The sequence below is a fragment of the Amycolatopsis halotolerans genome, assembly GCF_042647905.1.
In the GTDB taxonomy this organism is placed as follows: Bacteria; Actinomycetota; Actinomycetes; order Mycobacteriales; family Pseudonocardiaceae; genus Amycolatopsis; species Amycolatopsis halotolerans.
In genome coordinates, this window is sequence record NZ_JBHRWI010000027.1 from 37736 (window position 1) to 61590 (window position 23855).

Consider the following 23855-nt stretch of genomic DNA (forward strand, 5'->3'; position numbering starts at 1 on the left):
GCCGCCACGTGCGCGATCAGCTCAGGGCGCGAGCCAGAGCGTGACGAATTCCTTCTCGTCCGCCTTGGCCGCGGCGATGATCGCCGGGTCTTCGAGCACCTCGTCGGACGGACCGTCGTCGGTGACCACCTTCGGCGTGTAGCCGAGCGAGCGGTACCCGGCGAGCACGGCGACCGGGTCGTCGCCCAGCTCCGCGATCGCGCCCGGGTCGAACTCGCACACGACGTGCGGCCGGTCGCGGCGCAGCACCTCGGCCAGCCCCGCCAGCGCCCGGTGGTCGCGGCCCTGCAGGTCGACCTTCACCAGGCCGATCCGCTGCTCGGTCACCTCGGGCACGGAATCCAGCCGCACCGCCGGGACCTCGACGCCGGAGCCGTCCGTGGTGACGCGGTTGTCGCCGCTGTTGCCCGGGGTCGCCTGCGCCAGGTGCACGGTGCCGGGCTCGTCCCACGCGGCCGACTCGACCACGGTGACCAGCTCGCCCGCCGCGGCGGGCAGGTTGACCTCGACGTTGCGGCGCAGGTACGCGGCGTTGACCGGGTCGGCCTCCACCGCGATCACCCTGGTCACTTCCGGCGTGGCCCGCAGCAGCCGCAGCGTGTGGTAGCCGACGTGCGCGCCGATGTCGAGGAACGCGCCGTCCGCCAGCGACGCCATCAGCTCGGCCTCGCTGTCCTCCCAGGACCGGTGGAACAGGATCCACGGGAGCATGACCTCGTCGACCGGCATCAGCAGCGCGCCGACGTCGCACTGGACGACGTCCGCCCCGCGCGGCACGGGAGCGTGCCGGAGCCGGGCCGCGTCGCGCATCGCGCTGACGTCGAGGGTCACCCGCTGGATGGCCTTCTCGTCGGCGTCGAGCCGTTCGTCGCGGCGCGCGAACATCTTGTGCACGGTCCCAGCGGCGGCCTCGACCTCCGCGCCGACGCCGTCGTAGCCCTCGGCCAGCTTCGCCACGTCCGCCTCGAGATTGCGCAGCGCCAGCTCGGTTTCCGGGGACTGGCGACGCAGCTCGTCGACCGTGTCGCGCAGCCCTTCCAGCCGCGAGCCGAGCGCACGCGTGGACAGCGCGGTCCGGCGGGACTCGTCGATGTTGCGTTCCAGGCCTTCGATCCGGTCCAGCAACCGCCGGTTGCTTTCTTCGGTGGCCGCGAGCAGCGCGCCCATCACGTTGCGCTGGTGCACGTCGTAGTGGTCGATCGCGCGCAGCACGGCCTTGCGCAGCGCGGGCGCGAGCGGCAGCCGCGACGGCGTGCCCGCTTCCGGACGCCAGCGCAACGCCTCGGTCGCCTGCTCCAGCGGGCTGAGCGGGTGCTGCGGCTGCGGTGCCGCCGTGCGCTGCCGCTCCTGCCAGGTCGCGTGCGCCTGCTCCAGCTCGCGCCGCATCCACTCGGCCGCGGTCGCCATCGACCGCTCGCGCAGGATGACCTCCCGCGCGCGCTTGCCGCGAGCTGTCGCCTCGGCCGGGTCGTCGGCGATCTGCACCATCGCGGCCGCGGCGGCGTCCAGATCGGGCTCCGCCCAGACCGCGTCGGCGTGGTACGGGTAGTTGCCGTCGCCGACCGGCACCAGCTGGTACGGGATCGGCCAGCCGGTGGACGCGTCGAGGAATTCGGTGGTGCTGGAGTAATCCGTCGAGAGCACCGGCATCGCGCGCGCCATCGCCTCGGCGACGGTGAGCCCGAAACCCTCGCTGCGGTGCAGCGAAACGTAGGCGGTGCTGGTCTCGTACAGCTGGTGCAATTCGGCGACGCTGAGGTAGCGCTCGATCAGTTCGATCCGGTCGTCGCCGCGGACCACCGCGCGCAGCCGTTCGGCGGCCTGCGGGTGCAGCTTCGAGTTGATCGCCTTGACGGTGAGCCGGACGTCCTCGCGGCCGGGGAACGCCCGCTGGAACGCTTCGACTGTGCCCCAAGGGTTTTTGCGCTCCGCGACGCTGTTGAAGTCGAACGCGAACAGGAACCGCACCGGTTCGCCCTTGTCGCGTGCGGGCGGTGAAGGCTCGCCCGGATCGCGCACCGGCACCGGAATCGTCTTGACCGGGATCGGCGAATGCTCGGCGAAGGCGCGACGGCAGAATTCGCTGACCGTCCAGACCTCGTCCAGCATCCCGAACGCTTCGTGCTGCCACTGCGGGAAATCCTCGAGTTCCCACGCCCACAGCCCGATCCGGTATCGGCCAGCGCCGACCTCGGGGTGGTTGGTCAGGATCGTGCGGGTCTGGTCCGCGTTCACCGCGAACACGCTGACCGGGAACCGCGGGTCGCCGACCGTCGCCGGCCGTTCGATGCCGGTGCGGTTCGAGACCGCCTTCTCCTCCAGCACCGTGGCCACCGGCACGCCGCCGGTTTCGATCGCCTCGAGCACGATCCGGCCCATCTCGCCGAGCCCCAGCTCAGCGGTCAGGTAGCCGAGCAGGTTCACGCCGAACTCGTCGTGCGGCGCACGGGTGGCGACCGGTTCGGACGGCAGTGCCCACTCCGGCAGCCCGGCCTCGGAAACGCCGGACCCGGCGCACCAGTGCCGGAAACTGTCGGAGTCGTCGCCGTAGGGATGCGGGAACGCCATCTGCAGGTCGATCCGCGACGCCCAGATCGCGTGCGTCAGCCGGTTCAGCCCGGCCGCGGCCTGGCCCTGGTCCTCCGGCGTGGCGAGCCATTCGCGCAGCGCGAGCCCGCCGTCCTCGGCGTAGGCGTGCGGCGGCGCGGGCTTCTTCTTGCGCTCGGACTTGATCCAGCCCTCGCGGAAAACGCGCCGCGCGAGCTTCGGCACCGGCGTGCCGTCCTGGAAGTCCTTGAAGCCGTACGGAATCGAGTCGAGCGACTCGGCGTACCCCGCTTCGCGCAGCTTCGTGCCGTACGAATCGCAGATGGCGCGAAGGTCGTCGTTGTGCGACAGCAGCACGCGCGGCTTGCGCGCGCAGTGGAAGCTGAGCAGCCACGGCTTCTCCGGCCGGTAACCGCTGAAGTGGAAGAACCGCAGCTTCGCGCCGCCTGCGGTCAGCGCGCCGTCCTCGTCACGGCCGATCGGCCGCTCGTGGAGGTTCCAGTACGCGACGTCGAATCCGGGATCGGTGACCACGTGGTGCCGGAACAGCGACGGCACCTGGTCGACCCAGCGCTGGTCGGTGAACAGCTGCTGCTCGGGCGCGACGATCGCGTCGTGGCGCAGCCTGCCCGCCCAGAAGTCGAGGAACGGCCCGGCGCCGCGGCCGACGCCGATGAAGCCGAGGTTGAACATGCCGGTGCCCATGATCACCGCGTCGTCCGGCTCCATGCCGTCCTGCGGCAACGGGGTCAGGAAGTGCGGCGCGAGCACGATGTCGTGCTCGCGGGCCAGCTCGGCGACCTCGGGGATCGGCGCGAACAGCTCGATGTCCGGGTCGAGGTAGATCGCGGCCTCGGACTCTTTCAGCAGCTCGCGCAGCAGGTACGGCTTGACCGACGTGGCGAGTTCGGTGACCGAGTACGCGGTCGCCATCCGCAGGTAGTCGTCCTGGTCGATGCCGAACGCGGCCGGGCCGACGACGGTGAGCCCGTCGCCGGCCCGGTCCGACTGTTCGCGCGGGGCGTCGATGACCGCGATGACGAAGCGGCCGCCCGGATGGTGCTCGAGGTAGGACCGGGCCAGCACGCGCGCCGCGGGCACGTAGTTGCGGGCGACGATCGTGCAGGCGGTGGTACCGGGCTCAGGCATCGGCGGTCAGCACCGTGAGCTGCTGGTTCAGCGCGGTGGTGAAGTCGGTCTTCGTCTGGCCCTTGCCGGACACCTCGACGCGGACGATCACGTTGCCGTGCGCGTAGTGCCCGCGCGACTGGGCCGACTGGCCTTCCTTCGCGTCGATCGAGGTGGCGTACACGCCGTTCGGCGCGGTGGTGTCGCGCTTGGCCCCGTTCGTCGTCTGGACCTCCATCAGCTTCTCGGCCGCGGTCTTCGCCGCGGTCGGGCTGCTGGCCTGGGTGAGGAACAGCGTGATCAGGTTGCCGTCCTCGAGGTGGTACACGACGAACTTGACCTTGGACGCGCCCGCCGCCTGGTAGGCGCTCAGTTCCTGCGGGTTGAGGTACTGCAGGGTGTCGACCTGCGAGAACGACGTGATGTCGTCGTGCGTCTCGGCCTTGCCCGGCATGCTCGCGACGCCGAGCGGGTCCGGCGGCTTCGGCGCGGCCGAACTCTGCGAGTGCTGCGCGGTGGTCTGCTCGGTGCCGCCGCCTCCGCTGTCCCGGCCCCACAGCATGTACGCGCCGAAGGCGATGCCGGCGAGCACGATCACGGCGCCGACGATCGCGCCGATCTTCTTGCCGTTGCCCTTCTTCGGCTTGTCGCTGAAGTACTCCGGACCCTGGCGGACCCATTCGGAGTCGCCCCCGGACGGGCCGAGCGGCGGCAGGTCGCCGCCGCCCCACGGCGGGGTCTGGTCGCTCTCGGCCGCGTTCCACGGCTGCTGCGGGAAACCGCCGGGAGGCGAGGCGGGCGCGCCCTGCGGGAACCCGCCGGGCGGGGAGTAGTGCGCCTGCGGCTGGTGCTGCTGCGGCTGCACGACCTGGGTGCGCTCGGGACCGGCGTCCGCGGGCGGCTGCTGGGTCTGCCACGACTGCACGACCTGGGTGCGCTCGGCGCCGCCATCGGCGGGCGGCTGCTGCGGAGCCTGCGGCTGCTGCTGCGGCACGCCGCTCGGCGGACTGACCGGGGCGATCACCTGCGTCGAGTCCGCGCTCTGGCTCTGCGGCGGCGGGGCGGGCTGGTCCTGCTGGCCGACAGCCGAGGACAGCACCTGATCACGCCGGATGCGATAGTCGTCCGCGGAGAGTCGCCCTGACGCGAGCTCCTCGTCCAGCCGGCGCAGCTCCTCCTGCCAGGACACCAGGGCCCCCCTTATCTGTCGGCATGGCGACGGTCAATGCGTCGCCGCTACCCGATTGTGTGTGACGACGTGGACATTGTGCACGGGTGCGACCCCACGTGACCTGGCGGGTCGCCTTGTGCGCCGGGTGCGTTCAGCTCGCGGGCAGCGCGGCCGCGACCTTCGCGCGGATCTCTTCCATCCGGGACCGCAGCGCGGCCGGATCCTGGCCCACCGGGCCCGACACGCCGATGCCGACCGACACCCCGCCGGAGGTGTACCAGAAGGCCAGCACGCGTCCGGCCGGGCTGCTCCCGGTGTAGAGCAGGTCGGTGGCCGCCGGGCCGAGCGGGCTGCTGTCGAATCCGCCGGTGACGAGGTTCTGCCGCAGGCCCTGGACGAGCTGGCCGGCCTGCGCCTTGGACGGCGTCGGGACGGCGATCAGCGTCGTGCCGCCGTCGGTGCCGGCGTAGGCGTGGTAGACGAGCTGGTCCGCGCCCGCCGCGCGCATGAGGTTCGCGTCGGCGTCGGAAACCGCCTTGGCCTGGACTGCCTTGTCCAGCGCCATGGTCGAGTTCTCCGGGCTGGGCGTGCCCTGCAGCGCGGGCAGCTTGTCCTCGAGCGAAGGCGGCTGGGTGTTCGGCGCGGACGACGCGGCGGGCGGTTGCGCGGCCGTGTCGTTCGAGTCGTTCTTGTTCCCGATGAACCAGATGCCGCCGACGACCAGCGCCAGCACCACGAGCACGGCCAGCGACAGGAACAGCCAGGTCGGCTTCGAACGGCGCGGTTTGGCGTCGTCCTCCCAGAGCCGGCGCGGCTCCGGCTGGTTGCCGTTCGCCGGGATCGCGCCGAAGACGGCGGTGGGCCGGTCGTCGGCGGGGCTCGGCGCGGTGGTCGGCCGGTCGGTGGAGAACGGGGTGCCCGGGGTGTGCGAGAAGGCGGGCTGCGTCTTCTCGGACGCCGGGGTCGCCGCCGCGGAGTTCAGGAACGACTCGACCGCGGGCGGTTCCGGCGCGGGCATCGCCGGGTTGGTGCTGGCCCATCCGGCGACCGGCTGGTTCGGCTGCTGCTGGCCGGGGGTGTGCCACTGCACGGGAGCGACGCCCGGCCAGGTTCCCGGCTGCGCGGGCATCTGCTGCTGAGGCTGATGCGGCGGGGGCGGGCTGGCCTGGCTCGGCGTGCTCGGCGGCGGCGTGGCCGGGCTCTGCGGCGGGGCGAAGAACGGCGCTGCCTGGTTGGTCGAGGCCGCCGGGTTGGCGGCGGGTGCCGCGGTGCCGCCGGGCGGAGTGGTGGCGTCTGGGCCGACCCGGAGCGTGGTCGTCGGCTCGTGCTCCGTCATCGTCGCCACGACCTGCGTAGTGGCCGCGTCGCTCTCGGCGGAGGCGCTCGGGGCGGGAGTGCTCTGCTCGGCCGGTGCCTGGCTGTCCGATCCGGCAGGCGTCGCCTGGGCGGTCGGTGTGCTCCAGGTGGGTGACCCGCCGGTCGACGGCGCGTCCTGCCGCAACGGCGACGCCACTGGCGAAGCCGTCCCGCCGCCCGACGCCTCGGCGAGCAGTTCGTCGCGCTGGCGGCGGTGTTCGGCGTGTCCGAGGCGGCCGGCGGCCAACTCGGCGTCCAAGCGCCGGAGCTCTTCCTGCCAGCTCATCACGCAACCCCCTGTCACCGGTTCGGGCGACAGTGTTCCACGCGCCCCGGCTCCGTGGGGCTCAGGTGCGCAAGATCAGCCGAGATCTGCCCAGATCAGGCACCCGCTTCGCGCGTCGGCCGCGGAAACCGCCGCGTCTCCTACGATCGGGGCATGTCCTCCGCGCGCGGTGCGCTCGCCGCCCTTGCCGTGGATCGGCTCGCCGGTCTCGACATCACCGCTGCCGAACTCGTCGAGGCCGGGGCGCGGGCCGTCGGCGAGGGCCTCGACGCGCCCTCCCTGCCCGAGCTCGCCGCTCTCGACTACCGCGACCACCAGGCGGTTTCCGACGCCTTCTCGCACGTGGTCGAGGAGCTGGGCATCGAACTCCCGGCCGACGCCACTGCCGCCCAATGGCAACTGCTCGGCGAACACCTCGGCGAGATGGTGCGCGGCGACGTCCCGCTCGCCGAAGCGGCGAAGAGCGTCAAAGCCTTCGACGGACGACTCGGCCACCCGGCCGCGCTCTCCGAACTGCGCCAGTGGCTGGCGATGCTCGCGACCTGGATCCCGACCGACGTCACGCCGGTCAGCTACTGCGAGCAACAGGTTCTGCAGCAGGCGCGGGCGGTACTCGCCGGTCCGTGGCCGCCGGTCACCCGTTAAGCGGCAAAAACTGTCGTACATATGTTCTAAAATTGGCCGTGTACTGGGGAAACCATCCACCGGAAGGCGGCCGCCCATGACTAGTTCGAAGCAGGCATACGTCACGCTGCCCACGTTCGTCGGGTACAGCGCCAGCAAGGGCCCGTCGCGTTCGTCGTTCGTCCGCAGGCAGCGCCGGTTGTACGAGGACCCGGCCCGGGCGGCGTTCAACTACTACCGGCGCGCGGCGAACGCGATCCGGGCCGGAAGGGCGGCCCGGCAGGACGAGGTGGCCATGCGCGCGCTGGTCAACAACGCCGACGAGCGCACCCGCGGGCATTACGCCGCCATCGCCGAGGGCTGGCTGCGCTACCTCGGCAGGCGCGATCCGAAGCTGGTGGAGGTCGGGCGGGCGAAGTTCGAGCTCGGCGAGCTGGAGATCGGCATCAGCCCGCAGCTGGGGTTGCGGAAGTCGAACGGCCGCAAGTTCGCCACCTGGCTGTACTTCAAGGAGGAGCCGCTCACCCGGGACGCCGCGCAGCTCGCGCTGTGGCTGCTCACCGAGGGCATGCCGGATCTGCTGCCGGGCGGGGAGGCGCTGGTCGTGGACGTGCGCCGGGCGAAGGAGTTCACTTTGTCGGCGCGGGACCGCGAGCGGCTGCGGCCGTGGGCGTTCAGCGAGGCGTCCGCGTTCGTCACGCTGTGGCGCGCCGCATAACGCCTGCGTGCATGACTGACGGGGGCGTGGGGTAGAGGTAGCTGCGGACCGGGCGGTGTTTCCCGGTCCGCAGGCCACCCGGTCGAGTGACAGCTTGGCGCTCGGCTCCGGTGGACTGGACAATCCCGGCCCCGGACACGAAGCTTTCGGCAGTTTCGAGCCCGGTCGATGACTTCGAGGTCGACAAGTGAACGCTGCTGCAGCCTGGGAGCCGCTCTCGCGAGTGGCTGACGAACCCGCTTGGTATTGGGTGCACGACAAGCTCAGGTTCTGGCCGAGCACCTTCGCGCACGACTGGCCGGGTTTCCATGAGCCGCGCCCTTCGGCGGCGTGGGATCTCTCCACCGGCGAGTACGACCGCGCCTCGGCCGAGTTCCGCCTCGGCCCGTACGCGGTCGAAGAGCACGACGTGGCGCGCGCGGTGCTGGCCGCCCTGCGGGAGACGACCGCCGAGGACGACTGGCTGTGGGTCCTGCATTGGCAGCACCAGTCGTTCAAGTTCTGGCCGCACCGCATGCAGCAGAACGCGGCCTGGCCGGTGTCAGTCTTCCCACGCGGCGACTACCACCTGTTCCTCGCCGCCGATTTCAGCTACGGCACGCTCGGCCACCCGTGGGAGCGCACCCTGTGCGTTTTCGGCGACAAACTGCTCCCCGCGGTCGAAAAGCACGCCGACGGCATCCTCACGAACCGGCTGCGCCGGGACGGCCAGCCCTCTGCGCTGACCCGCTGAGCGCCGCCGCTGCTACCGTCTCGCACGTGTTCGAATACCACGGCTGGGTGACCATCGCCGCCACCACCACGGGCGACGACGACGCAGCTCTGCTGGAGCGCATGGTCGAGCGAGTCCACCGCTCCCTGCACAACACCACGATGCTCGACCTGGTCGACCTCCGCTGGAGCTCGGGCCTGCCCATGCTCCATCTGGGTGGTCTAGACAAACACGGCGGAGCCATCACTCCGCAACTGCTGGAAACCTTCGCCCGAGTAGGAGAACTGGCCCCCGGCTCCTACGGCCTCCTGCACATCTGGGACGACCAGCACCCGGAACACGACAACGCCTTCCAGGTATACCGAATGGCAAGAGGCCAAATAACGGAACAAAAAGACCCGCACCTGTCCCCAGTAGCCCCCACCGCCCTAGACACCTACGAGCTATAACCCGGGACAGGAACACCAACCCCCAAAGCCCGCCAAGCGGGATAACTCACCTGCGCAGTTTCGCTTGCGCAGCAAGCAAACGCGCCCCACCGCCAACCGCAGCCGATGGCACCGCGGGGGTCCGGGGGCTCGGCCCCCGGGTGAAATGGCGAAGGGCCCGTATCCACGCTTTTTGTGGATACGGGCCCTTCGGAACCTGAGCGGATGACGGGATTCGAACCCGCGACCCTCACCTTGGCAAGGTGATGCGCTACCAGCTGCGCTACATCCGCGTTAACCGCTTGGTGCTCGGTGTTGAACACACTCTATACCGTCGCCTCGGTGACACTTTCGGGGGCCCCGACATAGGCGTGGACCTGCTGAGATGCGGTGCTTGCGCGTCACGTCGAGCGCACAAGGGGTGACGACGGGCGCTCTGCTCCGTATGGTGTCCCCAATCGACTTCAGTGGTGAGTCCTTCGGGGGAGGAGGTGCCTTGCCGGATGACCGAGCTGGGCACGGCGCCGCCACCAGCGGCCTCGGAATCCGACGAGCAGGCACTCTTGAAGCGGCTGCGCGACGGCGAGGACGCCGCGTTCGGGGAGTTGTTCGAGCTGCACGCGGCGGCGGTGCGCAGATTGGCGCAGAGCCTTGCCTCCGATCGCTCTGAAGCAGAGGACATCACCGCGGAGACCTTCTTCCGCGTGCTGCAGGCGTTGCGCCGCGGTGCGGGTCCGCGGGACTACATCCGGGCTTACCTGCTGACGGTCGCTCGGCGGGTGTCGTGGGAGTGGCACGGCGCGCGGCGCGATGTGCCGGTGACCGATGACGAGCTGACGTTCCGGGCCGGTGCCGGGGTGGAGAACACGCCCGCCCGGACGGCCGAGCACACGTTGATCACGACGGCGTTCACGAGTTTGCCGGAGCGGTGGCGGACGGTTCTGTGGCAGACCGAGGTCGAGGGCGAGCAGCCGTCGATGGTGGCCCCGCATTTCGGGTTGTCGGCGAACGCGACGGCGGCGTTGGCGCGGCGCGCGCGGCAGGGGTTGCGGGCGGCGTATCTGCAGGCGCATTTGTCGGTGAATCGCGGTCCGGAGACGTGCCGGGCGGTGGTGGAGAAGCTGGGCGGGTTCACCGCGGGCAGTGTCACCGGCGCGGAGGCGGAGCGGATCAAGGCGCATTTGCTGGGGTGTCCGTCGTGCCGGGCGACGCAGGACGAGCTGCGGGACGTGTGTTCGTCATTGCGGGCGCATGCCGGGGTGCTGGTGCTCGCGGTTCCGGCGCTGGCCGGGGTCGGGAAGGTCGGCGGCGCGCTCGCGACGGTGAAGAGCGTGGTGTTCGGCTCGAAGGTGAAGGTCGGGCTGGCGTTGGCGTCGACCGCCGCGGCGGGTGCGGTGAGCCTGACCGCCGGTCCGCTGGTGTTCGGGACGCATCCGATGCAGAACGTGGGGCTGGGCGGGGGCGCGCCGGAGCTGGCGTTGCAGCCGCCGGAGCAGCCTCCGCCGCCGGTGCAGCAGGGTCCGCGGATCATCTCCGGGAAGCTGTACGGAAGCGCGCGGCCGGCTCGCGGCGCGGTCCATCCGGGCGCTTCGCAGCATCTGGGCGCGGCCGAGGTACCCCGTATGCCGGCGGCGCAGCAGCCGGTCTCCGACAGCCAGTCGGCGACTTCGGATTCGACTGGTTCGACCCCCCGCGACGATCTGCCTGGTCAGGAGAGCAGTCATTCGGGTTCGCCGATGACGAGCCGGTCGTCGAGCACTGAGTCGCGGTCGGATCTGGACACGTCCACCAACTCGTCCAGCCCTGGCGTGCTGAGCACGACGACGGACGACACGCGGTCGACTTACGCTCCGCCGCCCTCGTCGTACGTCCCGCCGCCGGATTCGTACCTGCCGCCGTCGATCACGACGACGCCGACGCGGACCGGGCCGCGGCACGTCGCCCCGGCCGCTCCGCAGTCGTCCAACGCCGATGGCTCGTCCGGCTGCCCGAAGTCCTCGAAGTCGGCTAAGACTCCGAAGCCCGCGAAGTCCGGCAAACCGGTCAAGCGGACCGGCTCTGCCAAGCCCGCCGAGCCGGTCAAGTCGTCCAGGACGGACTCCACGTCCGGGAACGATGTCACCGGTTCGGCCGATTCCTCAGCGGACGCAAGCTCCCGAACAGCCAAAACCCGGCAAACCGACAGTAACTCTCAGTGAGCACCTCGCGCTCGACGGCACGGTCACGGTAACGTTGACCGAGTTCGACGTCGCCCGGGAGGCAACAGGATGAACCGGCTGGTGCGCGGCGAAGACGGTCGCCATTGGGTGGTCCGTGCCCAGATGGAATGGCGGGCTCCCGCCACCGCTGACGATTTCGAACACGACGTCGCAGGCAGTTACGGACCTGGCATCGCGATGATCGTGGTCATGGTGTTCCTGGTGATCGCGCTGGTGGTCTGGACGCCGGATGTCGTGAAGGTGCCCGCGTGGGTGCTGCTGGCGTTGCTGCTGGTGGTGTTGTTCTTCCCGCTGCGGTGGATCCTGCGCCGCCCGTGGACCGTGGTCGCCGAGACCGAGGGCGACGTCGCGGGAGACCGGCCGTCGGAGCGCTGGGTCGGCACGATCCGCGGCATGTTCACCGTGTCCGGCGAGGTGAAGCGGATCTCGAAGACGATCCAGAAGCATTCGCTGCCGGACTTCGACGGTCCGCTGCACCCGGTCGAATAGGCCTGGCCGGAACCGGGCAGGCGCGCGAGACTGGTGCCATGCCCGAGTTGCCCGAGGTCGAAGCACTGGCCCATCACCTGCGCGAACACGCCGTGGGGAGCACCGTTTTCCGGCTCGACGTCGCGTCGCTCAGCGTGCTGAAGACCGCGATGCCGCCGTACACCGAGCTGCACGGCCGCGAGATCACCGACGCTACGCGGCACGGGAAGCATCTGGACGTCGTCCTGGGTGATTTGCACCTGGTGGTGCACTTGGCGCGCGCTGGCTGGCTGCGATGGTCGGACGGGTTGTCTCCGGCTCCGCTGAAGCCGGGCAAGGGGCCGATCTCGCTGCGGGTGCATCTGGAGTCGGCTTCCGGGCCTGGCTTTGATCTGACCGAGGCCGGGACGAAGAAGGGCCTGGCGGTGTGGATCGTGGCGGACCCCTCCGAGGTGGCGAGTGTGGCCCGGTTGGGGCCGGATGCGCTGGCGATTGACGCTTCGCAGTTGCGGGAGTTGTTCCAGGGGAAGGGGACTCGGCTGAAGTGGGCGTTGACTGATCAGTCGTTGATCGCGGGGATCGGGAACGCTTATTCGGACGAGATCATGCATCGGGCGAAGTTGTCGCCTTATGCGACTGTGGGGAAGTTGGATGAGGGTGCGTTAGAGGTTTTGGCCGAGGCGATTCGCGAGGTGGAGACGGATGCGGTCTCGCGGTCGGTCGGGCAGAAGGCGGCGAGGTTGAAGGGGGAAAAGCGGTCTGGGCTGCGGGTGCATGCTCGGACTGGGCTGCCTTGTCCGGTGTGCGGGGACACTATTCGGGAGATTTCGTTCGCGGATACGTCGTTTCAGTATTGTGCGACTTGCCAGACCGGGGGGAAGGCGTTGGCTGATCGGCGGATGTCTCGGTTGTTGAAGTAGTTCTCTTGGGGTGTGGCGTGCGGCTCGTCGCCTGGGGGCGACATTGCGCACGTTGGTTGCGTGGGGCACCCCGAAGCTGATTGTGATGACGGGCGGCGGGTGCTTGTCAAGGCGGGAAAGATGCCTTGACAAGCACCCGCCGCCCGCATTTTTGGCTTCGTATCGGGGTGCGGGGGTGGTGTGGGTGCTTGGTTGGGTGGGTGCGTCTGCGGCGGTTTGGGGGTTGGTGCGGGGCTTTGGCGGTTGGGCGGGTGGCCGTGGAGGGCTCCTTGGCTTTCGCGAGGTTCCCCTCTCTGGCCTTCACGGACTTTCAGGCACGGCCACATGGCGGCAAATCGGGCATTCCGGTGCTGGTGGCGTCCTTTGTGGACGGTCGGCGGGCCGAGCTCACGCGGGCTTAAGTTCCCGGCATGGGGAGTCAGAGTCCCTCAGGGGTCCCCTCACGACTCCGCTGGCTGGCGGGGAAAAGCCCGCCCGCCGGTTTCGCCGGGGGAACGCACGGGGTGAGCAGGGGGCGGGCAAATCAATCCCCTCCCACGCACCGTGAAGCCCCCGCACCGTGAAGCCCCCGCACGGTGCGCTGCCGAGTCCCGGCAGGTCTTCACCAGGTTGGCCTCGCAAGCGGGCGGCCAGTGCGCGGCGCCAACCCAAGAACCCTCATCCGCACTAGCAAGCAATGAAGGGACCCCTCATCCCTAACGATCCGTAGTCATGAAGGGTCCCTTCACTCCACTCTTCGGCGACCGACGGCCACCGCCACCACTCGAATGGCGCAAGATCCTCGCGCTCACCGGGAGTGACGGTAGGGTTTGGCCACTCTCGGCGTCGCTACTGGACAGAAAGTGGGAAGCAGACCTTGCACCCGGTCGGTCGAGCGCAGAGCATGGACGTCGTGTCCGACTTCCCCTATGCGCTGGTCGTCCCGTGGGCCCTGGTCTGCATCCTGGTGATCCTGGTGCTGGTCCTCGCCTTCCGGGCGCGCCGGCCCAAGGGCGTCATCCAGGACGCCGTTTTGCAGGCCGTCCACCGGATGTCCAAGGCCACGCCCAACCTCCGGGCGGGGCTCGACGAGGAGGCCGCCAACCGGATGACGGCGGAGCTTCTCGAGGTGCTCGACTGTCTCGCCGTCGGTATCACGGACAGTGAAGGCACCCTGCTGTCCTGGGCGGGCGAGGCCACCGACCACTATCTGGACGTCGTCGAGGACATTGGCACCGCGTTGCGCAAGCATCGTCGCGCCGTCGCTGATCACAACAAGATGCCCTGCAATCACCGGGGCACTTGCAAGATGAAGACCGCCGCCATCGTTCCCATTCTCGTTGAGGGCGAGGCCGAGGCGACGCTGATCGTGGTCGGGCGTACGCGCGGCAAGCTGGTGCAGATGGCTGAAGCCGTGGGCCAATTCGTCTGCACGCAGTTCGAGCTCGCGCGGCTGGAGGAGTCGCGCAATCAGTTGCAGCAGGCGGAAATCAAAGCCCTGCGCGCGCAAATCTCGCCGCACTTCGTGTACAACGCGCTCAACACGATCTCCGCGCTCATCCGCACCGATCCGGAGGAAGCGCGCGAACTGCTTCAGGACTTCGCGGACTTCACTCGCTATTCGTTCCGCACGTCCGGCATGTACACCACGCTCGCCGAGGAACTGCGCAACATCGACCGGTACCTGACCATCGAAAACGCTCGTTTCGGCGGCAGGCTCGAGGTGCGGATGAAGATCGCGCCCGAGGTGCTGAGCGTCGTGGTGCCGTTCCTGATCATCCAGCCGCTGGTGGAAAACGCCGTCAAGCACGGCCTGGCCAGCAAGCCGAGCGGCGGCTGCGTCACGGTGATCGCGCGGGACGACGGGCACGAAGCGCTGATCACGGTCGAGGACGACGGCATCGGCATGGATCCGCGGCAGCTCACCGATCTGCGGAACGCGCACCGCACTGGCGCGCACGTCGGGCTCGGCAACATCAACCAGCGGATGCGACAAGTGTTTGGCGAGGATTACGCGCTCACCGTCGAAACCGCGCCGGGTGCGGGGATGAAGGTCGCGTTGCGGGTGCCGAAGTTCAAGCTCGGCGTGCGGCCGAACATGCCGGACTACTCCGCCGACGTCCCGCAGCAGCCGCCCGCGCCGGTCGAGCCCGAACCGGAACCCGACGGAGTGCACGGCTCGCGTTCGGGAATGCTGCCCGCGCACTGAACTGGTTAGCCTGGGCAGATGAGCGTGACCGACAAGCTGACTTCCCGCCTTCCCGTGCTCGGCGACCGGGGGGACCGCAAGGACGTGGTCGCCGTCGTGAAGCTGCACGGCGTGATCACGCCGACGCCGTCGCCGCTGGCCCGCGGCGCGATCAACCTCGGCACCGTCGAATCCGCGCTCACCAGGGCGTTCGCGCACGACCGGCTCAAGGCGGTCGCGCTGCAGATCAACTCGCCTGGCGGCGCGCCGACGCAGTCCGGCCTCGTCGCGGAGCGGATCCGGCAGTTGGCCGACGAGAAGGGCGTGCCTGTCCTGGCCTTCGCCGAGGACGTCGCCGCGTCCGGCGGCTACTGGCTCGCCTGCGCGGCGGACGAGATCTACGCGCACCGGACGTCCATGGTCGGTTCGATCGGCGTCATCAGCGGCGGGTTCGGGTTCACCGGGCTGCTCGAACGCTTCGGCATCGAGCGCAGGCTGCACACCGCGGGAGCGAACAAATCGCGGCTCGACCCGTTCAGCCCGGAGAAGCCCGAGGACGTCGAGTGGCTGAAGAACATGCACAGCCAGCTGCACGAACTGTTCGTCGAATGGGTCAAGGAACGCCGCGGCGACCGGCTGACCGATTCCGCCGATCTGTTCACCGGGGACGTCTGGCTCGGGCAGAAAGCTGTCGATCTCGGCCTGGTGGACGGAGTCGGTTCGCTGCGCGAGATCGTCAACAAGCGGTACCCCGGCGCGGAGATTTCCGTGGCCGAGCCCAAGAAACCGCTGCTCGCGCGGCTCGGGATCGGGGCTCCGGCGGCGGCGAGCGCGCTGCTGGACGCGGTCACCACGAAGGCGGCGTGGTCGCGTTTCGGGCTGTGACAGCTGGTGAGCGGCGACTCCGGTACGCCACTCACAAGCGGCTCTCTCGGCTGGGGTCTGGACAATGCACCTCGCAATCGGCAGGATGCGTCTCACTGTGAGTGCTCACGACGACACCCGGAAACTCATCGTCCTTGCCGTGGACGACGAGCTGGCCGGGCTGGACGAACTCAGCCACGGACTCCAGAACAACCCGCACATCCACCGCGTTTTCCAGGCCTCGGACGCCTCCGACGCGCTGCGGCTGTTCTCGCACGACGACCCGGAACTGGCTGCCCGGCGGGCAACCGGCCTGCCGACGGTCGACGCCGTGTTCGCCGACATCGACATGCCCGGCCTGTCCGGGATGGAGATGTCGCGCGTGATCGCGGCGATGAACCCGTCGCCGGTTCTGGTGTTCGTCACCGGGCACGCCGAGGAAGCGGTGAACGCGTTCGACCTCGGCGCGGTCGACTACGTCCTGAAGCCGTTCCAGCAGGACCGGCTCGACCGGTCGGTCGCGCGCGTGCGCGAGAAACTGGCCACGGTCGCGGGTCCGCCCGCGGGCCAGGGCGGTGCCGAGCCGGTGAAGAACGACGACGAGGTCATCCCGGTCGAACTCGCCGGCACCACGAAGCTGATCCCGCGTTCGTCGGTCCGCTGGGTCGAGGCCCAGGGCGACTACGCGCGGCTGTTCACCACCGAGGGCAGCCACCTGGTCCGGATCCCGCTCGCGCAGCTGGAGGAACGCTGGGAGAAGGCCGGATTCGTGCGGATCCACCGGTCGTTCCTGGTCGCGCTGCCGCTGATCACCGAAATGCGGATGGGCCAGGGCGGCTACCAGGTCGTGATCGGCAACGAGGAGAAAGTCCTGCCGGTCAGCAGGCGGCACACCCGGGCGCTGAAGGACCGCATCGTCGGTTCCGGCCGGGGCGGCTAGCCGTCGATGTCCTCGCCTGAAGACCCTTACCACCGGCTCGAGAACGGAGTCCGCAAACCGGACCCGACGCTGGGCGTGCGGCCGGAGGACCGCGCGGTGGTCGAACCGGTGCCGCCTGCTCCCGAACCGGCTCCGCGCACCAGCGAACCCGCGCACGTGCGGCCGAAACGGGAACGCGTGGTGCTTGCCGATTCGCGGCAGTCGTCCGGGCGGATGCGCGGGCGGATCGAGCTGGAGGAACAGACCAGCTGGGGAAAACTGCTGGTCCGCGACCTGGTGAAGGTGCAGCTGCGGACGTCGGTGTGGCTGGCCGTGCTTGTCCTGGTCGTGCTCGGGATGCTGCCCGCGTTGTTCTATTTCCTCCCGGCGGTCGCACGGTTCACCGTGATCGGCATCCCGATCCCGTGGCTCGTGCTCGGCCTGCTTCCGTTCCCGTTCCTCTTCGCCGTCGGCCTCTGGTACAACCGGCTCGCCGAGCGGCATGAACGCGACTTCGTCGACATGATCGAGAACTGACCCGCGCGGGGGATGCGCGCCCTGGTGGCGGCGCGTCGTTAAACCGTGTGGTCGTGCGAGGATTCACGCCGTGCAGCTGACCCCGTGGACGTTGACCGGCTTGGCGCTGGTCGCCTTCGCGACGTTCTACCTTGGCTTCCGTTCGTCGCGCGGTGCCACCAGCACGCACGATTTCCTCGTCGCCCGCCGCACGGTGCGGTCCAGCCGCAACGCCGCGGCGATCTCCGGCGAATACCTGTCGGCGGCGTCATTCCTCGGCGTCGCGGGCATGGTGCTCAAACAGGGTGCCGACGCGACCTGGTATCCGATCGGCTTCACCGCCGGGTATCTCGCGCTGATGCTGTTCGTCGCCGCGCCGCTGCGCCGGTCCGGCGCGTACACGCTGCCCGACTTCGTGGAAGCTCGGCTCGGTTCGATCGGCCTGCGCCGGTTCGCGACCGCGGGCGCGGTGTTCATCGGGATCCTCTACATGGTCCCGCAGCTGCAGGCCGCCGGTTTGACGCTCGCGCAGATCGTTCCGGTACCGGCATGGGTCGGTGCGCTCGTGGTCATCGTCCTGGTCGCGGTCAACGTGATGGCCGGCGGAATGCGCGCGATCACCGTGGTGCAGGCGTTCCAGTACTGGCTCAAGCTGTTCGCGATCGCCGTGCCGACTTTCGTGCTGTGCATGGTTTTCTTCTCCGGCGGCGGCCCGGGCGGCTTTCGTGCGCTCGGTGCGCCCGCGCCTCCGGTGTTCCCTTCGGAAACCACGGTGACGGTGCAAACCGACGTGACCGTGAAGGTCACCACCGAGACGTACTTCTACGCACACGGCCACATCGACGGCGGTCCCGCGGCCGGGATGGCGCGCTGGTCGCCGCTCGTATCGCACAAGGTGTCCTCGGGGACGACGCTGGAATTCGCCGCGGGCACGCCGGTGCCGATCGTGAGCGACGCGCCCACGACGAACGACGCGTGGCTGCATCCGGCGTCGAGCGGCATCAGCGACCTGCTGCAGACGTACTCGCTGATTTTCGCGCTGTTCCTCGGCACCATGGGCCTGCCGCACGTGCTGGTCCGCTTCTACACCAACCCTGACGGCAAGGCCGCGCGCCGCACGACCGTGCACGTGCTGTTGCTGCTCGGGCTGTTCTATCTGTTCCCGACGATGCTGGGCGTGCTCTCGCGGATGTACGTGCCACAGTTGCTGCTCACCGGCAACACCGACGCCGCCGTGCTGCTGCTGCCGACTGCGGTGTTGCCAGGCTGGCCAGGACAGATCCTCGCCGCTGTGACGGCGGCGGGCGCGTTCGCGGCGTTCCTGTCGAGTTGCTCGGGGCTGCTGGTGAGCGTGGCCGGGGTGGTGTCGACGGACCTGCTGCCGGGCCGGGTCAAGGACTTCCGGGTCGCGACGCTGCTGGTCGCGGTGTGCCCGATGGCGCTCACGCTGATCTTCCGCACCGAGGACGTCTCGCTGTCGATCGGGATGACGTTCGCACTCGCCGCGTCCACGTTCAGCCCGCTGCTGCTGCTCGGCATCTGGTGGCGCAAGCTCAGCTGGCCGGGCGCGCTGGCCGGGATGGTCGTCGGCGGCGGGCTGGTGCTCGGCGCGCTGGCGTACAACATCGTGTGCGAGTACACCGGAGACAAGATGCCGTGGTACACCGTGCAGCCCGCGCTGATCTCGGTGCCCGCGGCGTTCCTGGCGACCTACGTGGTGAGCAGGCTGACCCGGTCCGGCCGTCCGGAACTGGCGAACGACATCATGCTGCGCCTGCACGCCCCCGACCCGCTCGGCCTGATGCGCGACCGCGCGGTCGCCCGCTTCGGCCAGGCCGACGAGAAGCTGCGCGCCAGCCGGGGACGACACCGCAAGGGATAGCGGTTAGCGTTCCTCACACGCGTACAACGTCATGACATGGGAGCATGGAACCTGTGGTGAGCCCCGCTGAAATTCCGACCGCTGAAGTCCGCGACCTTCCCGCGGACGTCGCACTGCTCGACGTCCGCGAGGACGACGAGTGGGCCGCCGGGCACGCCCCCGCCGCGGTGCACATCCCGCTCGGCGAACTGCCCGCGCGAGTCGGCGAACTCTCCGAATTCCCCGAGGACAACCCGGTCTACGTCATCTGCCGCTCCGGCGGCCGCTCGGCGCGCGCCGCGGCCTGGCTGAACGCCAGCGGCTGGGACGCGGTCAACGTCGCGGGCGGAATGGGAGCCTGGGCCCGCGAAGGCCGCCGCATGGTGAGCGAAAACCCTGACTCTGAACCCGAGGTTCTCTGACGGATGCCTGCCCAGTCTGTTCCCGAGCCGCCGGAATCCTCGGATCCGGCGTCGTTAGTTCCTGGCTTCGGCCGCGACGAAGGGGACGCTGGGGACGGTTCCCGGCCGGGTTCCGGTTCGCCGGTTGACGCTGGCGGTTCTCCGGGGGCGGTTTACGGGCAGCCGGGTTCTGGCGCGGGTCATGCCGGACCGCCGCAGGGGAATGGGCCTGGTTCCGGGTCGGCTGGCTCGGCTTCGCAGCCTCAGCCTGGCCAGACCGGCGGCGTGGACGCGGGGCCGACTGGGCGCGAGCAGTTCGCCGCGCAGTCATATCCGGCTCAGCCTGGTGGCGTGAATGCTGGCCCTGCGGTGTCGTATCCCGCTCAGCCCGGCGGCGTGAGTGCCGGGCCGACTGGCTCTGCGCAGTCGTATGCCGCTCAGCCCGGCAGTGCGAATGCGCAGCCCACTGGCTTTGCCCAGCCGGGCCCGCCGCCGCAATCCGGCGCGCAGCCGTATCCCGGCGGTGCCGCGCAGCCGGGCATGCCTCCGCACCCCGGCCACTGGGCGCAGCCGCCAGCCGGGCCCGCGCATCCCGGCCAGCAGTTCGCCAATCCGTACCAGCCGCAGTACCCCGCGCATCCGCAGTACCCGGCGCAGGCGTATCAGCAGCACCCGGGGTACGCGCGCCCGTTCACAGCCGCCCCGCAAGGCGCGGTGCACCGACCGGCTCAGCAACAGCCGCAGCCGACCCAGCCGAAGCGAGCGGCCAAACTGCGCTGGGTCGCCTCTCCGCCGCCGAGTGCCGTCCGCCGTCGCCGCGCCGTGCCCGCGACGCCCTACTCCGGGCCGCCGTCCTATCCGGTGCCGCCGCGATGGGGTTTCCCGAATCTCACCTGGCGCCGTCCGACAAACGTGCCCGGCACCGCGTCCGGCGAGGTCCGCTCGATCGACCGGATTCCGGTGCTCGCGCGGAGCCTCACGACGATCCTCTGGACGTTCGCCGTCCTCGCGGTGATCGCGGCGGTGGCGGAGATCTGGCGATACGCGCTCCTCGTCGAAAGCCGCGATTCCGCGCTGAACACCAGCGTCGTCGGGTTCTCCGATGCTTTCGTGATGCTCGCCGGGCTGCTCACCACGATCTTTTCGCTGCTGCCAGCGGGGCTCTCGGTCTGGTGGCTGCTGGTCGCCCGGCAAGCCGCCGCTGACGAAGCCGGCGAAGCGCCGCCGCGGCCGGTCTGGCAGGTGCTCGTGAGCGTGCTGGTGCCGATCGTGAACCTGCCGCTCGCGTTGTCCGTGGTCAGCGAACTGGAGCACGCCGTGCTCCGCCGTCCCCGCGACGCGCGGCCGAAGCCGTCGCGGCTCGTGCTCGGCTGGTGGGGCACGTGGCTGGCGAACTGGGTGCTGCTGGTCGTCACGATCATCTGGCGCATCCGGCCGGGCGTGCAGGCGATGGCGGACAGCGTCCTGCTGGTCGCGCTCACCGACCTCGCCGCGGCCTCGCTCGCGATCGTCACCGCGCTGGTGATCCGGCGGTTCTCGCATCTGCTGATGCCGATCGCCCCGGAACGGCTGCGCGACCTTCGCGTGCTCAAGATCGAGGGCGCGCCGGAGCCGGAGCTGCGGACCGCGCGGCCGGTCGGCGCCGCGCGTTAAAGGTCGCCGAGCGCCGGTTCCAGCTGACCGAACGCGACCGCCGCCGAGTTCCGGATCTGCTCCACCAGATCGTCCGGATTGACGTCCTGCCAGGTCAGCTGCCAGACGTCGTCGAGAAGAAGGCGCAGCACAGACGTGAGGTGCGCCCCGGCCGTCCGCGACAGCATTTCGCGGTCCGGATGCCGGTCGAGCAGCGCGGCGACGAGCTGGGTTTCCCGGTCGGCGTGCATGTCCCGGAGCGCGGACGTGAGGCGTTCGCTCTGCCGCACCATCCGCACGAAAGACACGTCCGCGAACCCGAGCAGCGCGCTCGTCTTGTCCAGCTCCGCGAAGAACCCGTCCCGCACGGCGTCCAGCGCCGGCGTCGCCGGATCGGCCCGGACCAGGTCCGCGGGCCAGTCCACGAAATCCGTCCGGATGTCGAAGACCAGGTCTTCCTTCCGGCTGAAGTGATTCGTCACGGTCATCTTGGCGACGCGTGCCGCCTCCGCGACCTCGGCGATCGTCACCTGGTCGAACCCGCGCCGGATGAACAGCCGCGTCGCCACCGCCGAGATCGTCTGCCGGGTCTCCAGCTTCTTCTGCTCCCTGAGGCTCACCCCGGCCACTGTACTAGGTCCGACCTAAAATTGTGCTTGACCCATTCACTAGGTTCGACCTAATCTCAGGTCCGACCTAATGAAGGAGGTGACCTGACTCGATGACCACGCGGCTTCCGGTCTCCGATTCCGGTCTTCGCAGGCTCGGCGGGGTGCTGATCCTGGGCGCCGTGCTGTCGATCCTCGACGCGACGATCGTGTCGGTCGGGATCGGCGTGATGGCGCGTGACCTGGACAGTTCGCTGCCGACCGTGCAGTGGGTGGCGAGCGCGTACCTGCTGGCCGCCTCGCTCACCATCCCGTTGTCCGGCTGGCTCGCCGACCGATTCGGCGGCCGCCAGGTGTGGATCGTGGCCGTCGGGCTGTTCACGGTGGGCACGGTGCTGTGCGGTTTCGCCTGGTCCGCACCGGCGCTGATCGCGTTCCGCGTGCTGCACGGCCTCGGCGGCGGTCTCATGCAACCAGTCGGCCAGGCGATTTTCGCGCAGGCAGCCGGTCCTCGGCTGGGCCGGATGATCGGCGTCGTCACGTTGCCCGCCACCGTCGCGCCCGTGCTGGGCCCGATGCTCGGCGGCGCGCTCGTCCAGGATCTTGGCTGGCGCTGGCTGTTCTTCGGGATCGTCCCGTTCGGCGTCGCCACCTTGCTGCTCGCCGTCCGAGTGCTGCCGCGCGAGAAACCGACCGGCGCGCGCGACCCACTGGACGTCCGCGGCCTGCTGTTGCTCCCGCCAGGACTCGGCGCACTCGGCTACGGCCTAGGCGAAGGCTCCACCACCTTCGCCATCGCCGGTGCCGTACTGCTCATCGCCTACGCCTGGCACGCCCGTCGTGTTCCAGCGCCGCTGCTGGATCTGAGGTTGTTCGCGCACAAGGCTTTCACTGTCGCGAGCGCGAGCACCTTCTTGCTGGGCGCGTCGCTGTACAGCTCGATGTTGCTGCTTCCGCTTTACTACCAACAAATCCAGCACACGTCCGCCCTCGCCGCCGGACTCTTGCTAGCGCCGCAGGCCCTAGGCTCCGCCGTCGTCCTCATCGCGGGCGGAAAGCTTTTGGACCGCTTCGGCTCCCGGACAGTAATGCTCACTGGCATCGCACTGTCTCTGGTAGGCACCATCGCCTTCACCCAACTCGGCGATTCCCCAAGCCCGACCCTGTTGACAGTTTCGCTGCTGATCCGAGGGTTCGGCCTAGGCGCGACGACCACCCCCGGCATGACGATGTTGTACACCTCGCTGGAACGCAGCCAAATCCCCCGAGCGGCGAGCGCGATCAACGTCGTCAACCGGATCGGCGGCTCGCTGGGCACGGCGCTTTTGGTAGCCGTCCTGCATGCGCAACCACCAGGTCCCGCCGCCTTCGGTACCACTTTCACCTGGGCACTAGGCCTCTCCCTGCTGAGCTTTATCCCCGCTCTCTTCTTCCCGAAAGGAACCCGCGCATGACGCTGCGACTCCTGGCCGTGCATGCCCACCCTGATGACGAATCAAGCAAAGGCGCCGCGACCCTAGCCCGCTACGCGCGCGAAGGCGTAGACGTCCTAGTAGCCACCTGCACCGGCGGCGAACGCGGCGATGTACTCAACCCAACTTTGAACCGAGAAGACGTCCGACGGGACTTACCCGCCATCCGCCGCCGAGAAATGGCTGATGCGGCAAGGGTTCTCGGCATCCGCCAAACGTTCCTGGGGCACGAGGACTCAGGCCTGACGGAACCTTCTCCCGCCGGAAGCTTCGCCGAGATCCCCCTAGCTGAAGCGACAAAACCGCTGCTGGACCTGATGCGGGAATTCCGTCCACAGGTAGTGGTCACCTACGACGAAACCGGCGGTTATCCACACCCCGACCACATCCGCACGCACGAGGTCACGACCGCCGCGTTCGACGAGTCCGACGACGGCGCCCCGCGCAAGCTCTACTACCTGGCCAGCCTCAGCCGATCCTGGTTCGAAGCCATGCACGAGGCGACCCTCGCCGCTGGCCAAGAGTCGATGATGGGCCCGGTCCTGGAAGAACTCCCGCCGACCGACGTGCTCACCGTGACCACCCGAATCCGCTGCGAAGAACACTTCGCGACCCGGGATGCCGCGTTGCGCGCGCACGCCACGCAGATGGATCCGGCGCACCCGTTTTTCGCGCACTCGCGCGAGATCGAGCGCAAGGCCTGGCCCTGGGAGGACTACCACCTGGCCCGCACGAACGGTCACGTCGAGATCGGCACCGGACTGGAGGACGACCTGTTCGCGGGTTTGCGGTGAGTGCGCTGGCGGGGAATTCGGCGGCCGGTGCCTGTTCGAGGAAA

The 23855-nt window shown here is 69.5% G+C and carries 20 protein-coding genes and 1 tRNA gene; 16 read left to right on the forward strand and 5 right to left on the reverse strand.

Features of this window, described 5'->3' with window-relative positions; genetic code table 11:
* Positions 1-21: 21 nt before the first annotated feature.
* From ACFORO_RS22190 to ACFORO_RS22200, 3 genes are all read right to left on the reverse strand, one after another.
* The gene (locus ACFORO_RS22190) at positions 22-3696 is read right to left on the reverse strand and encodes an FkbM family methyltransferase (RefSeq protein ID WP_377874110.1); all 3675 of its coding nucleotides are present in this window, start codon (positions 3694-3696) and stop codon (positions 22-24) included.
* Positions 3689-4864 (reverse strand): hypothetical protein, encoded by a 1176-nt coding sequence (locus ACFORO_RS22195; RefSeq protein WP_354736121.1) that lies wholly within the window; start codon positions 4862-4864, stop codon positions 3689-3691. The genes ACFORO_RS22190 and ACFORO_RS22195 overlap by 8 nt, the downstream gene beginning before the upstream one ends.
* Positions 4865-4997: 133 nt before the next feature.
* Positions 4998-6488, reverse strand: coding sequence for a hypothetical protein (locus ACFORO_RS22200; protein WP_377874109.1), 1491 nt, complete (start codon positions 6486-6488; stop codon positions 4998-5000).
* A gap of 153 nt (positions 6489-6641) precedes the next feature.
* Here ACFORO_RS22200 and ACFORO_RS22205 point away from each other — a divergent pair, with 153 nt between their 5' ends.
* The 4 genes from ACFORO_RS22205 (at position 6642) to ACFORO_RS22220 (ending at position 8991) form a co-directional block, all read left to right on the forward strand.
* Positions 6642-7133 carry a hypothetical protein gene (locus ACFORO_RS22205; RefSeq protein ID WP_377874108.1) on the forward strand — a complete coding sequence of 164 codons (492 nt, stop codon included), beginning with the start codon at positions 6642-6644 and terminating at the stop codon, positions 7131-7133.
* A gap of 76 nt (positions 7134-7209) precedes the next feature.
* Entirely contained in the window at positions 7210-7830 is a 621-nt protein-coding gene (locus ACFORO_RS22210) for a hypothetical protein (protein ID WP_354736127.1), read from the forward strand.
* A gap of 223 nt (positions 7831-8053) precedes the next feature.
* Complete coding sequence (locus tag ACFORO_RS22215) at positions 8054-8563, forward strand: DUF2716 domain-containing protein (protein ID WP_354736213.1); 510 nt, start codon at positions 8054-8056, stop codon at positions 8561-8563.
* Positions 8564-8589: 26 nt separating this feature from the next.
* The gene (locus ACFORO_RS22220) at positions 8590-8991 is read left to right on the forward strand and encodes an Imm7 family immunity protein (RefSeq protein WP_354736129.1); all 402 of its coding nucleotides are present in this window, start codon (positions 8590-8592) and stop codon (positions 8989-8991) included.
* A gap of 199 nt (positions 8992-9190) precedes the next feature.
* Here the strand turns inward: ACFORO_RS22220 and ACFORO_RS22225 are convergent.
* Positions 9191-9263 (reverse strand) — tRNA-Gly (locus tag ACFORO_RS22225).
* A gap of 210 nt (positions 9264-9473) precedes the next feature.
* On the opposite strand from ACFORO_RS22225, the gene ACFORO_RS22230 reads away from it, so the two are divergent.
* The 10 genes from ACFORO_RS22230 to ACFORO_RS22275 all read left to right on the forward strand — a co-directional run bounded on the left by ACFORO_RS22230 (position 9474) and on the right by ACFORO_RS22275 (position 20958).
* Complete coding sequence (locus tag ACFORO_RS22230; RefSeq protein ID WP_377874107.1) at positions 9474-11168, forward strand: zf-HC2 domain-containing protein; 1695 nt, start codon at positions 9474-9476, stop codon at positions 11166-11168.
* Positions 11169-11237: 69 nt separating this feature from the next.
* On the forward strand, positions 11238-11678 hold the full coding sequence (locus ACFORO_RS22235; RefSeq protein WP_067578516.1) for a DUF983 domain-containing protein: 441 nt from the start codon (positions 11238-11240) through the stop codon (positions 11676-11678).
* A gap of 38 nt (positions 11679-11716) precedes the next feature.
* Positions 11717-12577, forward strand: coding sequence for a DNA-formamidopyrimidine glycosylase family protein (locus tag ACFORO_RS22240; RefSeq protein ID WP_377874106.1), 861 nt, complete (start codon positions 11717-11719; stop codon positions 12575-12577).
* A gap of 883 nt (positions 12578-13460) precedes the next feature.
* A complete protein-coding gene (locus tag ACFORO_RS22245; protein ID WP_377874105.1) occupies positions 13461-14765 on the forward strand; it encodes a sensor histidine kinase in 1305 nt (434 codons plus the stop codon).
* An 18-nt stretch (positions 14766-14783) separates the two neighbouring features.
* Complete coding sequence (locus ACFORO_RS22250; protein WP_377874104.1) at positions 14784-15629, forward strand: S49 family peptidase; 846 nt, start codon at positions 14784-14786, stop codon at positions 15627-15629.
* 85 nt (positions 15630-15714) lie between these two features.
* A complete protein-coding gene (locus tag ACFORO_RS22255) occupies positions 15715-16548 on the forward strand; it encodes a LytR/AlgR family response regulator transcription factor (RefSeq protein WP_344281992.1) in 834 nt (277 codons plus the stop codon).
* Positions 16549-16554: 6 nt separating this feature from the next.
* Positions 16555-17064: a hypothetical protein gene (locus ACFORO_RS22260; protein WP_354748680.1), complete on the forward strand. Its 510-nt coding sequence runs from the start codon at positions 16555-16557 to the stop codon at positions 17062-17064.
* 70 nt (positions 17065-17134) lie between these two features.
* Positions 17135-18925 carry a sodium/solute symporter gene (locus ACFORO_RS22265; RefSeq protein WP_377874103.1) on the forward strand — a complete coding sequence of 597 codons (1791 nt, stop codon included), beginning with the start codon at positions 17135-17137 and terminating at the stop codon, positions 18923-18925.
* A 44-nt stretch (positions 18926-18969) separates the two neighbouring features.
* Positions 18970-19326: a rhodanese-like domain-containing protein gene (locus ACFORO_RS22270; RefSeq protein WP_377874102.1), complete on the forward strand. Its 357-nt coding sequence runs from the start codon at positions 18970-18972 to the stop codon at positions 19324-19326.
* A 750-nt stretch (positions 19327-20076) separates the two neighbouring features.
* Positions 20077-20958, forward strand: a complete 882-nt coding sequence (locus ACFORO_RS22275) for a DUF4328 domain-containing protein (protein WP_377874138.1) — start codon at positions 20077-20079, stop codon at positions 20956-20958.
* On the opposite strand, the gene ACFORO_RS22280 is transcribed toward ACFORO_RS22275, so the two are convergent.
* A complete protein-coding gene (locus ACFORO_RS22280) occupies positions 20955-21557 on the reverse strand; it encodes a TetR/AcrR family transcriptional regulator (RefSeq protein WP_377874101.1) in 603 nt (200 codons plus the stop codon). The genes ACFORO_RS22275 and ACFORO_RS22280 overlap by 4 nt on opposite strands.
* 101 nt (positions 21558-21658) lie before the next feature.
* On the opposite strand from ACFORO_RS22280, the gene ACFORO_RS22285 reads away from it, so the two are divergent.
* Positions 21659-22999 (forward strand): MDR family MFS transporter, encoded by a 1341-nt coding sequence (locus tag ACFORO_RS22285; protein ID WP_377874100.1) that lies wholly within the window; start codon positions 21659-21661, stop codon positions 22997-22999.
* On the forward strand, positions 22996-23811 hold the full coding sequence (gene mca, locus ACFORO_RS22290; protein WP_377874099.1) for a mycothiol conjugate amidase Mca: 816 nt from the start codon (positions 22996-22998) through the stop codon (positions 23809-23811). The genes ACFORO_RS22285 and mca overlap by 4 nt, the downstream gene beginning before the upstream one ends.
* The last annotated feature ends 44 nt before the right edge of the window (positions 23812-23855 follow it).